Source organism: Rhizobium sp. Root1334, from assembly GCF_001426665.1.
Classification (GTDB): domain Bacteria; phylum Pseudomonadota; class Alphaproteobacteria; order Rhizobiales; family Rhizobiaceae; genus Pararhizobium.
Genome location: NZ_LMEY01000027.1, coordinates 116,887 through 128,896, shown reverse-complemented (window position 1 = coordinate 128,896; position 12,010 = coordinate 116,887). Strand labels below are relative to the sequence as shown.

The window sequence follows — 12,010 nt, the reverse complement described above, 5'->3', positions numbered from 1 at the left end:
CTGCGGCGTTGGCCGTTTGCAGGAAACAGGGTATGGTCGCGCGAAAATGCCGAACAACCCGCCGATGGACCGGAATGCCGGATTGGATGCCGTGAACAGTCTCGATTTTGATCGCAAGCCCGAAGATACGCGCGTCGTCGTTGCCATGTCCGGCGGCGTCGACAGTTCCGTGGTGGCCGGCATCCTGAAACGGCAAGGTTACGACGTCCTCGGCATCACGCTGCAACTCTACGATCATGGCGCTGCCGTCCACCGCGCCGGCTCCTGCTGTGCCGGACAGGATATCGACGATGCCCGCCGTGTCTGCGAGGTGCTGGGCATTCCGCATTATGTGCTCGATTACGAGCAGCGTTTTCGCGAAACGGTGATCAATCCTTTCGCCGAGAGCTATGTTGCCGGCGAAACGCCGATCCCTTGCGTTGCCTGCAACCAGACCGTCAAATTCGCCGACCTTCTGGCAACCGCGCGCGATCTCGGCGCCGATGCGCTGGCGACCGGCCACTACATTCGCTCCAAGGCCAATCCGCAGCCGGGTGCGCCGGGCCGTCGCGCGCTGTTTCGTCCGACGGATGCTGATCGCGACCAGAGCTATTTCCTCTTTGCCACCACGCAGGAGCAGATCGATTATCTGCGGTTCCCGCTCGGCAATCTCACCAAGGCTGAAACACGGCAGCTTGCCGAAGAGATGGGCCTCGTCGTTGCCAAGAAGGCCGACAGCCAGGACATCTGTTTCGTGCCGCAGGGCAAATATGCCGATATCATCAACAAGCTGAAGCCGAATGCGTCGCTGGCGGGTGATATCGTCCACCTCGACGGCCGCGTGCTCGGTAGCCACGATGGTATCCTGCACTATACGATCGGCCAGCGCCGCGGCATCGGCGTCGCTACCGGCGAGCCGCTTTATGTCGTGCATCTCGATGCCCGTTCGCGCCGCGTCATCGTCGGCCCGAAGGAGGCGCTGGAAACACGCCGCGTCTATCTGCGCGACATCAACTGGCTGGGCGACGGCGATGTTTTCGATGTGGCGGCCGATGGTTTTGCCTGTTTCGCCAAGGTTCGATCCACCCGCCAACCGGCACCTGCGATCCTGCGTGCCGACGAGAATGGCGTCTCGGTCGAGCTTCTGGAAGGTGAGGCGGGCGTTGCCCCCGGCCAGGCTTGCGCGCTCTATTCCGGTATCGGCGAAGATGCCCGCGTCTACGGCGGCGGCTTCATCCTGCGTTCCGAACGTGAGGCAGCGGCCGAGGCCGCGCTCAAGGATCTGCTGCAGGGCGTGGTTGCGGCCTGATTGAGGGCAGGGGACGGTCCATAACATGCCGTCTCCGGCCGTTGTCCACCGTCCCTTGAAAAACTTCCCGTTTTTTGAAACACCTCGGCTTGACACCAGCATGAACCGCACCTTATAAGCCGCCCCACTGACGGCGACGACAGCGGCCAAGAGCCCAAGTCGCAGCCTGATGGCGGGGTAGCTCAGGTGGTTAGAGCAGCGGAATCATAATCCGCGTGTCGGGGGTTCGAGTCCCTCTCCCGCTACCACTGCTCTTCAACAAGAGTAGTATTGAAGAATCCACCTCTACTATTGAAAAAATCTTGCTGGTGCCATTCCGGTACATTTGTACACCCCTTCATTCATTGGCCGCGTTAGGCTCGCTCGAACCTATTCGCGCAGTTTTAACGCTGGCATTGTTGCAGCGTAACGCCGTCGAGGTTTGAGCTCGCAGCGGCTAAAACAATCCATCTGCACTTTTACAGCCGCCCGGAACGAGAAATCGTCCAGGCTGAACGCTGGCTTTCAGCATAGCAAGAGCTGCTAGTCGGGTCCTTGCAATATTGAGTTGACTATTATGAGCTGTTTCGGCAGGACTCCGGAGCAAAATTCTCTGGCTTTTTAGGTTGATCAAACATTAAATACTGCCAAAGCCGATCGATTCAAGTGCATTGAGCTTCTGAATCCGAGGTGTTGATTTCGCGAATTCTGGACATTTTTATTTAATTTTAGATTATACTATTGTAGTGAGTTCTAATAATGAGGGCTGTTCTATTTGACAATGGCATGACTGTCATCGAAGCCGGTCATGCGCCTATCTCGGCCCAGAGGCTCGTGATTACCTTTTCGTCGTTTGGAGAAAACGATCCATTGTTGCCTGGTTTTGGCCAGCAATTTCTTGAAAAAAGCGGTTGCAGCGTTATCGCCGTCAAGAAGCGCGCCGATAACTGGTACCGTGACCTAAGTCTCCAAGATTTTGCGGACGTTGTTACGCAGTTTTGCGGCAGGGCGCGCTAAAGAATTATTCTGGTGCACTTCAGCATATCGATGCCGCAATCGACAACAATGCAAGCCTTCTTGCGTTGCGGCGCCGGCGGGATTGCCTCGACGCTCTGGCGCGCAATTATGAGGCTCGCGAAGCTGCCGCGCGCGTGGTCTCCCTTGCTCCGCGCAATACCGCAGACATCCTTCACCTTGCACACCTCAATATGCGGGTTCGCGATTTGCCCGCCGCGATATCGACCTTGGACAACGGCATTTCTTCACTCCCAAACAGCGTTGAGCTCTATCGGAGGAAGCGAGACTATTTGGTGCATGCCGATCGGTTGAAGGATGCAGTGAAAGCTGCGGCCTCCGTGGTGAAAATTGCTTCGAGTGATTCCAGCGACGTCGCTTCGTTGAGGCTGCTGCGCATCAGGCAGCTTCAACGGCAGGCCACGATGGCGAGCAGGAGCAGCCTGCAAAGATTGCAAGACTACGCCTTTAGAATTCCGAGGTTTTTCATGAGCGCAGAGCCGATTGCCATTCTCGATACCTTGGTTTCGACAATCTAGGCCTTCGATGTTGAACTTTTCGTCTGCGTGTCGGCGGAATGACAAGGCATCTTTCTTTTTTCCCTCCATGCGGCTACGTGCCTTGTCCAACACCTCCAAATTGTTGAGGAAATGACCGGTATGGGTAAAGAACGCTCCGAGATGGAAAACCTGGCACGTCAGCTTTACCGCGACCATAAAAAGGTGCTGGGCCTGCTTGCGGAGCGCAGTTCCGGTACGGGCTTTGAGCTCGCCGCCCAGCGGTTGTTTGGTGACAAACCTGAGCGGGAGAAGCCCGTCAGGATAGGCAACAGCACGGTCGTATGTCCTGGGATTCAGAAAAACCTCGTAAGTTTTCTGCCTGCACGATGGCACGAGGAGTTGGACAAGACGAAGGGCAGGTGGCCTGGCTGCGAGAACTGGTGGGCCGGCTATCCGTTTATTGCCTGGGTGGAGATACGGGCTGGCGATGATGGAATCACAGGGGTCCTCAAGCTGAATGCGGAAGTCGGTCCCATTTCAGACCATAAGACCCGCAAGGGGATTATCGAGGCGATCCGGATGGCAGCATCTGCCGAAGGGCTGGAACGCATCCAGTTCCCGCCGGGTGCCGTTGACGAACGGGGACTTTATTCACGTTTCCTGCGGAAAAACTCCGCCGCTGTGAAAGATATGAGCGACACGGACGGTGTGGAGAGTAAAATCGTGCAGCTTATGGCTGACTTCGAACCGGAGTTCGAATTGGTCGCACGCGTCATACCGCAGTTCTTGCGTGTCAGAGAGGCGCTCGCGCGGCGTTAACTTTTTGTTAACCTATCTTAATGCAGTAAGGTTAATGAAATATGCTCGATTCTCGTCGGGCAACTCTAAATATCAAGTGTTCTCGTTTTTTAGGGTGACGGTCTCGCCATGACGGCGGGCACCCTCGTGGTTAACCGTTAAAAGTGTTCCCATCATTGCTAGCTTTTTACCGGACTGGTTCTGACCGCCGGGCGCTAGCCTATGCTCAAGGAGCTTTTAACATGACCAGTATCCTGACGAACACCGCCGCTATGGCTGCCCTCCAGACATTGCGCGGCATAGGCTCCCGCCTGGCTGAAACGCAGTCTCAGATCAGCTCGGGCCTGAGCGTTCAAACCGCAGCAGACAATGCAGCCTATTGGTCGATTTCGACCACCATGCGCTCCGACAATATGGCGATTTCCACCGTGGCTGATGCGATCGGGCTTGGTGCGGCGAAGGTCGATACGACCTATACCGGCCTTGATGCCGCCAAAGATGTTCTCAGCGAATTCCGGGCAAAGCTGGTGGCCGCAAAAGAACCAGGCGTGGACAAGGCCAAAATCCAGAAGGAACTTGAACAGTTCAAGGAGCAATTCGTCTCCATCGCCACGTCTGCGAGCTTTAACGGCGTCAACTGGCTCAAGACGGATGCACCGCAAAATCTTTGGGATCTATCCTCGCTTCCCACGAACATCGTCTCCGCCTTCACGCGCTCTGCGGATGGCACTGTTCACGTCGGCACAACGGAAGTCGATACCGCCGATATCAGCCTGTTCAATGCCGGTGGCGGTGCCGCCTTGCAGAAGGATATCCGTGCGCTTGGAAACATCGGCGGGTTCAGGCCAACAGACATTGATGCGGCGGGGGGCGCTGGCTATCAGCAGTATGGTTTCTCCGGTCCATTTACATGGGACGCTGCTGACACGATCAGCTTTGACGTTCTGGTCGATGACAGCCCGCTTGCGGCCGGCACGAGTTACCCCATCACCATCAACAGGGCGGCGGTAGATGCCGCTCTCGGTACGACTGATGGCCTTGTTTCGACTGCCCAGGCTTATGCCGCAGTGCTGCAGCATGTTCTCGCCGCCGGCGGCGTTCCAGCGACAGCGCAATGGGCTGGCGGCAGCGCATTTTCTATTCGGAGCAATGAAACGACCGGTCATCCCGGCTCCAGCATCGCCGTTTCCGGCGTCACGTCGAGTGTTGCCCCTGGGAACTTTGGAGCCGGGCTGGAGTTGCCACCGGTCGCCGAGCAGGCCAACATGTATCCGCAATGGAGTTTTAGCTTTTCCGGTCCTGTGTCGGTCCATCGCGACGTGGAGTTCAGCTTCGACATTCAGGTCGGAAGCGATCCGGCGATAACCCTCACCATCACCCGCGACAAGGTGGATTTGGCGCTTGGTACATCGGACGGTAAAATCACATCCGCCGCCGACATGGCAACGCTTCTTGGCCTGGAGCTTGCAGGGAGAGGGTTGAATGTCAGTTCTACCGGAACGGCCGTGACCTTCGACATCGACAAGACCCTTTATCCGAATGCCGGTACCCGCTCGTTCATGAGCATCGGCAACGTTGCCGACAATATCGGTCCTGTACCGGATTTCGACATCCTCGACGTGGATATCACCGACCCAGCCAATGATCTCGACAACTATCTGACCGGCGTCGATATCATGCTGCAAAAGGTCATTTCAGGCGCAAGCACGCTCGGTGCCGTCAAGACGCGGGTCGATATGCAGGAAAGTTTCGTGCAGACCCTCATGGACACGATCGACAAGGGCATCGGCCGTCTTGTCGACGCCGATATGGACGAAGCCTCGACCCGGCTGAAAGCCCTCCAGACGCAGCAGCAACTTGGGATACAAGCACTTCAGATCGCCAACGTGAATGCCGAAAATGTCCTGCAATTGTTTCAATAATTGGCGGGCAATCGGCTCGAGCCAACCATAGCTTGACGTTTTCACAAACTGCCATTGACACGGGCAAAACGGATGTCTTTACAACGCATGCGTTTGTCCCCCATGTCAACTATCTTAGGAATTTTGAATGAACTCATATGTTTCGTTGCACAGGCTGGGTAGCGCCGCTCTGTGGGCAATCGCGACAGCCGCTATGGTTTCTCCTTCCTATGCGTTGGATAAGGTCCGGTTCGGCACCGATTGGCTCGCCGAGGCCGATCACGGGGGGTTCTATCAGGCTGCTGCCGACGGCACCTATGCCAAGTACGGTCTTGAGGTGGAAATTACCCAAGGCGGCCCTGGAACCCAAAATCGCACCATGCTGCTCGCAGGCAAGCTTGATTTTTACCTCGGCACCCAGCAGGAGCAACTGATCGGGATCGAGCAGGGTATTCCGCTGGTCGATGTCGCGGCGTTCTATCAAAAGAATGCCCAAGTTATTCTTGCGCACCCTGACAGAGGCATCGAGAATTTCGAAGGCCTTGCCAAGCTCGAAACGATTTTCATGACGCACGGTGGGTTTGGCGCATATTTCGAATGGATGAAAGCTAATTTCGCCGGCTTCCGCAATGAGCAATTCAGGCCCTATAATTTCAGTCCTGCGCCATTCCTCCTGGACAAGAACTCCGCACAGCAGGGCCTGATCACAGCGGAGCCCTACGAGATCCAGAAACAAACCGGCACCGAGCCAAAGATCTTCCTGCTCGCGGATAGCGGATACAAACCCTATGCGAACATGATCACCGTCCAGCGGAGCCTCATCGACACCAATCCCGACCTTGTCCAGCGGTTTGTCGATGCATCAATTGAGGGTTGGTACAATTACCTCAACAATGACAACACCTCTGCCAATGCTCTGATCAAGGCGGAAAACCCGGAGATGACCGATGGCCAGATCGCTTATGCCATCGGCAAAATCAAGGCATATGGGATTGTCGATAGTGGCGATACCCTGGAAAAGGGGATCGGCTGCATGACGGGGGCCCGCTACAAACAGCTCTTTGACGAATTGGTGAAGGTGAAGCTGTTGCGTGCGGAGACCGATTATACCGTGGCATTCGATACGCGCTTTTCTTGCAAAGGCGTAGGGCTGGCGTTGAAGAAGTAGAGTATCGCTCTCGGATCGGTACTGATCGGAATGTTGCTGCGGCAGGACCTGGTTCAGCCTTCGCGCTCGGCTTCACTTGGATGCCACCGCCGCAGCGCCAGCCTGGACAAACGGGATGTGATTTCGAACATCAGGTAGCCGAGCAAAGCAAGTAATACGAGGGCGGCGAAAAGGCGAGGGGTGTTCAGCCTGTATTGTGCTTCAAGCAGGCGGAATGCCAGCCCCGACGTCGCACCGGCGGAGCCTGCCGCAAATTCCGCGACCACGGCACCGATCAATGCCAGCCCGCCACCAATTTTAAGGCCGGCGAAAAAATGCGGCAGTGCCGATGGCACGCCGAGATAACGAAGCGTCTGCCACCGGGATGCACCATATGTTCGAAGCAAATCGGTAAAATCCCGGTCTGCGTTTTTCAGGCCCTGAAGCGTGTTCAGAAGGACCGGAAAGAACGTCACGATAAACGCGCAGATGAGTTGAGCGATTTGTGGCGACGGTGCGTAAATCAGGATCAGTGGCGCGATCGCGACGATCGGTGTGACTTGAAGGGTCACGATGAGCGGGGAGAACAGTGTTTCGACCCATCGGGCCTGAACAAGAACCACCGCAGCGCCGACCCCGCCGATGACCGCAAGGATCAGTCCGAACAGGGTCGTTTTCGTGGTGACCCAAAGAGCCGGCGCCAGTATCGGCCAATCGGTCACGATGGAATTGGCCACGGCGAGCGGGCTTGGCAAAATGTAGGCTGGTACGCCAGCGAGGATGACATAAAGCTGCCAAGCCACGATGAGGATGAGGAAACCCGCAATCCGCACCAATAACCGGGGGGCCAGGTTATGCAGCACGGGCTTTCTGGCTGGAAAAGGCAATCGCTTCAACAAAATCACTTGGGTTCAAATGGTCCTCGGCAAGGCCGTACCACCACCGCGTTTCGTGGACCTTGTGTCTGTAATCGCCTTGCGCCAGGACGTGCGTGATGTCTAGGTGTCGAAGTGGAGGAGTGTCTTAAACACAGGCTCCCGCAGGAGCCGCAGGTAGCAGCACGAGGATTGGCACTTCGCCCGCTCTTCACCCTTCGCTCAACATTTCCATGCCGCGGGTCAAGCGGTCCATCAGACTGCGTCGGACACGGCCGACGTCGCGTAGCGGCGGTTCGCCGAACTGGCGGGCATATTCGCGGCTGAACTGCGACTGGCTTTCATAGCCGACCTGATGGCCGGCAGAGCCTGCATCCAGCATGTCTTCCAGCATCAGCCGGCGGGCTTCCTGCAGCCGCAGCTGTTTCTGATACTGCATTGGGCTCATGGCAGTGATTGCCTTGAAGTGATGATGCAGGGAGGAGACGCTCATACTGACACGGCTGGCCAGTTCCTCGATCTTGAGGGGCAGGGCGTAGTGTTCCTTCAGCCAGACGCAGGCGCGGCTGATCTGGTGTGACTGGCTTTCGGTCACTGCCATCTGGCGCAGGCGCGCACTCTGAGGACCGGTCAAAAGCCTGTAGATAATCTCCTGCTCGATCAGTGGCAGCAGAGCCGGTATGTCTTCCGGCCGATCCAGCAGCTTGAGAAGTCGTATGGCCGCGTCTTCCAGTTCCACTGTCATCGAACTCACGGTCATGCCGCGTGCGGAGGGGGCAGGGGTGCCGCCGCTGCCGGCGTGTTCCAGCAGCGAGGATATGCGCGTGGTATCGATGCCGAACATCACGCTCAGATAGGGTTTGTCCTCCGAGGCTTCGACGATCTGCGTGGTGACCGGCAGGTCGATCGAGGTCAGCAGATAATCGGCGCCGCCATAGCGATAGACGTCGTCGCCGAGCACCACCTGTTTTGCGCCTTGGGCAATCAACGCCAGGCTCGGTCTGTAGGAGCCGCAGGATTTTGTGCCGGTTCCGGAGCGACGATGCACGCTGACGCCCGGAATGGCCGTTGGGTGATCGCCATCTTCCTTGGCGAAACGGGCAATAAGATCAATCAGTTCCTGACTGCGTGGGGTTCGTGAAGCTGTCATAATCGAAAGTCTTTCCAGCTATTTAGATTGTGTCTCGCACACCGGAAGTTAGTCCTCCTGCGTGCATTTGCAAAACCGCGGCGACATGTTTTGCAGGATCGTACAATAATCTTGCAGGATTGCTCTAACGTTCTGTCTGTGCGATCTGCCAGTATGCTTCCGGGGAGAGGCGATCTGTGCTTCCATCACATCCCCGCTTCATCAGATAAAGGAGTGATCCATGGCCCTGGCAAGAGGATATGCGGCGACGGATGCGTCGAAGCCGCTGCAGCCCTTCACATTCGAACGGCGCGAACCCCGCGAGGACGACGTCGTCATCAGCATCAAGTATTCCGGCATCTGCCATTCGGATATCCATCAGGCCCGCAACGAGTGGGGTAATTCGGCATTCCCGATGGTGCCCGGCCATGAGATCGCCGGTATCGTTACGGCTGTAGGTTCGAAAGTATCAAAATTCAAGGTCGGCGACCGGGTTGGCGTCGGCTGCTTCGTCGATAGCTGCACCACCTGCGCCAGCCGCGATGTCGACCTGGAACAGTATATGCCCGGCCTTGTCGGCACCTATAATAGCGTCGAAGCCGACGGCAAGACACCCACCCAGGGCGGCTATTCCGATTTTATCGTCGTCAAGGAAGGTTATGTCCTCTCCATCCCGGAGAACCTGCCCTTCGAGGCAACGGCACCGCTGCTTTGTGCGGGCATTACGCTCTACTCCCCGCTGCGCAACTGGGGCGCTGGCCCGGGCAAGAAGGTGGCTATCGTCGGCATGGGCGGGCTTGGCCATATGGGCGTCAAGCTGGCCCACGCGATGGGCGCGGATGTCACTGTGCTCAGCCAGTCCCTGTCGAAAAAAGAAGATGGCCTGAAGCTCGGTGCCGATCATTATTACGCGACCGCCGACGCTGAGACCTTCACGAAACTGGCAGGAACGTTCGACCTCATCCTGTGCACCGTGTCGGCAGAGATCGACTGGAACGCTTATCTCGGCCTGCTCAAGGTTGATGGCACGCTGGTGCTGCTCGGCATTCCGGAAAAGCCGGTGCCGGTCCATGCGTTCTCGCTGGTTCCGTCCCGCCGCTCGATTGCCGGCTCGATGATCGGCTCGATCAAGGAAACCCAGGAAATGCTCGATTTCTGCGGCGTGCACAATATCGTCTCGGAAATCGAATTGATCCGCATGGATCAGGTCAACGAAGCCTATGAGCGCGTCATCAAGAGCGACGTGCGCTACCGTTTCGTCATCGACATGGCGACACTGTAATCCATTCAAACGAAAGGCCGGCAGGTTCGACTTGCCGACCTTTCATTGTCCTGCCACCAAAAGGCGGACTATTTAACTTCGGTCAGAACTTCCGTGCCGGAGCCGTCCTTGCCGGTAATCGTCCACTTGCCATCCAGCGTACCATCGCCGTTGACCTTGTAGACGATCAGACCCAGCGCGTCTTCCAAGACATAGCCGGCCGCAAACGCGTTGCCGTTGAGCATGCAAACACCGGTCGACTTCACGCCTGCCGTTTCCCATTCGATCACGCAGGTGGTTTCGCTGGCGAGCGTTATTTCAGCCGTGCCGGAATAGCTCGATCCATCAAGATTGGTCCCCTCGACCGTGTATTTTCCGGCGTTGACAGTCTGCGCATGCGCAGTGGTCGCGGCCTCAAGCGCGAGTGCTGCGGCGAAAATGATCTTTTTCATCTAACCCCTCAAAGCAATGCTCGATGATCGAGCTGCACTTGAGCCTATGCGCAATCAGGGCCGTTTGAAAAGAACCAAAATTGTGCTGATTGGTGCGCGGGGGAGCCCCAGATCGGCAGATTTCATCACGAAGATGGCCGCCGTCGTGTGGCCGCCGCGCTAACTCCGCACCGCCCGGTGCACCGCGCGCAGGGTCGAAAGCAGGCTTGCAGCCGTGTCGAGCGGCAGGCAGCTTGGCCCGTCGCAAAGCGCACGGTCAGGGTCAGGATGGAACTCGAGGAACACGCCATTGGCACCGGCCGCCACGGCCGCCTTGGCGATGATGGGAACACCCTCGCGGCGCCCACCTGTCGAACCACCGTTGGTGCGGGGGTCGGCGCCCGGCAATTGCACCGAATGGGTCGCATCGATCGTCACCGGAACGCCGAGGCGCTGCATTTCGGCGATACCCAGCATGTCGACGATCAGATTGTTGTAGCCAAAGGAGCTGCCGCGTTCGCACAAGACGATCTGGAGATCCGGCGCGACCGCCCGCGCCTTGGCGATGATGTTCTTGCAATCCCATGGAGCGAGGAATTGGGCTTTCTTGACGTGCAGCAGGCCACCGGCACGCTGCGTGGCAATGGCGGTGGCAACGATCAGATCCGTCTGGCGGCAGAGGAACGCCGGAATTTGAACCAGATCGGCAACGGCGGCAACCGCCTCTGCCTGGTCGATTTCGTGAATGTCCGTGGCAATCGGCACATTCAAGGTTCGCTTGATTTCCGCAAGCATGGCGAGGCCGTCTTTCAGCCCAGGACCTCGGTAACTGGCGTTCGAGGAGCGGTTTGCCTTGTCAAAGCTTGCCTTGAACACGAAAGGCAAGCCGAGATCGGCCGTCACCGCCTTCAGGTGCTGCCCGACCCCCAGTGCCAGCTCCAGATTTTCAAGAACATTCAGCCCTGCGATAACGGCCAAAGGCTGGCCCTCGCCAAACGATATGTTCCAGTGTTTCAGGTGAGCTACGGCCATGGTCGACTTTCCCTTGCACGGCACAGCGGTGCGCCGGCACTCTGTGGATTGAAGCGAGAATCACACCTCTGATCACCGCAGATGCGCACAATATGGAATTTCGCGAAGGCTGCAATTTGAGATTGAGGAACGGGACGGCGGCGCCGGCGCATATCAGCCCAGCGGCAGCGGCCCGTCGTTCTTGATTTCTTCCATGACGGCGTAAGTCCGCGTTTCCTTGACCCCCGGCAAGGTCCACAGCACCTGGCCAAGGAAATTGCGATAGGCGTTCATGTCTTCGAAGCGCGTCTTGACGAGATAGTCGAAGCCGCCGGCCACCATGTGGCATTCAAGCACGGAGGGTGCCTGTTTGACCGCCTCGGCAAATTTGTCGAACACTTCAGGCGTCGTCTTGTCCAGCATCACCTCGATGAAGACGAGCAACCCGAAGCCGAGTTTGTGCGGGTCGAGCCGGGCGCCGAAGCCGGAGACATAACCCTCTTTCAGCAAACGGCGCAGCCGCTCGCTGGTGGCCGTGGGGGAAAGCCCGATGCGGTCGGCCAGTTCCAGATTGGTAATCCGGCCATCCGCCTGCAGGATGTTGAGGATCCGGCGGTCGATCTTGTCTATTTCATGCATGGGATGCCTCCAAACCCTTCGGCGCGCAAAAACCCAT

12 protein-coding genes and 1 tRNA gene are annotated in these 12,010 nt (G+C 57.5%); 8 read left to right on the top strand and 5 right to left on the bottom strand.

Translation table 11 applies throughout. The annotated features are described in order from the left end of the window. Nucleotides 1–91: 91 nt before the first annotated feature. From mnmA to ASD36_RS22460, 7 genes are all read left to right on the top strand, one after another. On the top strand, nt 92–1,288 hold the full coding sequence (mnmA, locus tag ASD36_RS22490; protein ID WP_112834522.1) for a tRNA 2-thiouridine(34) synthase MnmA: 1,197 nt from the start codon (nt 92–94) through the stop codon (nt 1,286–1,288). A gap of 171 nt (nt 1,289–1,459) precedes the next feature. After that, nucleotides 1,460–1,536 (top strand) — tRNA-Met (locus tag ASD36_RS22485). Between the two features lie 517 nt (nt 1,537–2,053). Next, the gene (locus ASD36_RS22480) at nt 2,054–2,284 is read left to right on the top strand and encodes a hypothetical protein (protein WP_156393906.1); all 231 of its coding nucleotides are present in this window, start codon (nt 2,054–2,056) and stop codon (nt 2,282–2,284) included. Continuing rightward, nucleotides 2,266–2,820 (top strand): hypothetical protein, encoded by a 555-nt coding sequence (locus tag ASD36_RS22475; protein WP_060506441.1) that lies wholly within the window; start codon nt 2,266–2,268, stop codon nt 2,818–2,820. Before ASD36_RS22480 ends, ASD36_RS22475 begins: the two co-directional genes overlap by 19 nt. Before the next feature lie 120 nt (nt 2,821–2,940). Next, nucleotides 2,941–3,600: a hypothetical protein gene (locus ASD36_RS22470; RefSeq protein ID WP_060506440.1), complete on the top strand. Its 660-nt coding sequence runs from the start codon at nt 2,941–2,943 to the stop codon at nt 3,598–3,600. Between the two features lie 221 nt (nt 3,601–3,821). Then, complete coding sequence (locus ASD36_RS22465) at nt 3,822–5,501, top strand: flagellin (RefSeq protein WP_060506439.1); 1,680 nt, start codon at nt 3,822–3,824, stop codon at nt 5,499–5,501. 127 nt (nt 5,502–5,628) lie between these two features. Beyond that, nucleotides 5,629–6,648, top strand: a complete 1,020-nt coding sequence (locus tag ASD36_RS22460) for an ABC transporter substrate-binding protein (RefSeq protein WP_060506438.1) — start codon at nt 5,629–5,631, stop codon at nt 6,646–6,648. A 53-nt stretch (nt 6,649–6,701) separates the two neighbouring features. Here ASD36_RS22460 and ASD36_RS22455 read toward each other — a convergent pair whose 3' ends face one another. Further along, complete coding sequence (locus ASD36_RS22455) at nt 6,702–7,490, bottom strand: ABC transporter permease (RefSeq protein ID WP_244482364.1); 789 nt, start codon at nt 7,488–7,490, stop codon at nt 6,702–6,704. Between the two features lie 223 nt (nt 7,491–7,713). Continuing rightward, a complete protein-coding gene (locus ASD36_RS22450; protein ID WP_060511839.1) occupies nt 7,714–8,652 on the bottom strand; it encodes an AraC family transcriptional regulator in 939 nt (312 codons plus the stop codon). A gap of 220 nt (nt 8,653–8,872) precedes the next feature. On the opposite strand from ASD36_RS22450, the gene ASD36_RS22445 reads away from it, so the two are divergent. Then, the gene (locus ASD36_RS22445) at nt 8,873–9,913 is read left to right on the top strand and encodes an NAD(P)-dependent alcohol dehydrogenase (protein WP_060506435.1); all 1,041 of its coding nucleotides are present in this window, start codon (nt 8,873–8,875) and stop codon (nt 9,911–9,913) included. Nucleotides 9,914–9,981: 68 nt separating this feature from the next. On the opposite strand, the gene ASD36_RS22440 is transcribed toward ASD36_RS22445, so the two are convergent. From ASD36_RS22440 to ASD36_RS22430, 3 genes are all read right to left on the bottom strand, one after another. Next, on the bottom strand, nt 9,982–10,344 hold the full coding sequence (locus ASD36_RS22440; RefSeq protein WP_060506434.1) for a hypothetical protein: 363 nt from the start codon (nt 10,342–10,344) through the stop codon (nt 9,982–9,984). Between the two features lie 159 nt (nt 10,345–10,503). Beyond that, nucleotides 10,504–11,355, bottom strand: coding sequence for a 3-deoxy-8-phosphooctulonate synthase (kdsA, locus tag ASD36_RS22435; RefSeq protein ID WP_060506433.1), 852 nt, complete (start codon nt 11,353–11,355; stop codon nt 10,504–10,506). A gap of 153 nt (nt 11,356–11,508) precedes the next feature. Then, nucleotides 11,509–11,973, bottom strand: a complete 465-nt coding sequence (locus ASD36_RS22430; RefSeq protein ID WP_037099784.1) for an Lrp/AsnC ligand binding domain-containing protein — start codon at nt 11,971–11,973, stop codon at nt 11,509–11,511. Nucleotides 11,974–12,010 lie beyond the last annotated feature (37 nt).

Coding starts and splice junctions, on each gene's coding strand:
- ASD36_RS22445 (WP_060506435.1), top strand. CDS start 8,873: ATGGCCCTGGCAAGAGGATATGCGGCGACGGATGCGTCGAAGCCGCTG.
- ASD36_RS22460 (WP_060506438.1), top strand. CDS start 5,629: ATGAACTCATATGTTTCGTTGCACAGGCTGGGTAGCGCCGCTCTGTGG.
- ASD36_RS22430 (WP_037099784.1), bottom strand. CDS start 11,973: ATGCATGAAATAGACAAGATCGACCGCCGGATCCTCAACATCCTGCAG.
- ASD36_RS22440 (WP_060506434.1), bottom strand. CDS start 10,344: ATGAAAAAGATCATTTTCGCCGCAGCACTCGCGCTTGAGGCCGCGACC.
- ASD36_RS22450 (WP_060511839.1), bottom strand. CDS start 8,652: ATGACAGCTTCACGAACCCCACGCAGTCAGGAACTGATTGATCTTATT.
- ASD36_RS22465 (WP_060506439.1), top strand. CDS start 3,822: ATGACCAGTATCCTGACGAACACCGCCGCTATGGCTGCCCTCCAGACA.
- ASD36_RS22470 (WP_060506440.1), top strand. CDS start 2,941: ATGGGTAAAGAACGCTCCGAGATGGAAAACCTGGCACGTCAGCTTTAC.
- ASD36_RS22480 (WP_156393906.1), top strand. CDS start 2,054: ATGACTGTCATCGAAGCCGGTCATGCGCCTATCTCGGCCCAGAGGCTC.
- kdsA (WP_060506433.1), bottom strand. CDS start 11,355: ATGGCCGTAGCTCACCTGAAACACTGGAACATATCGTTTGGCGAGGGC.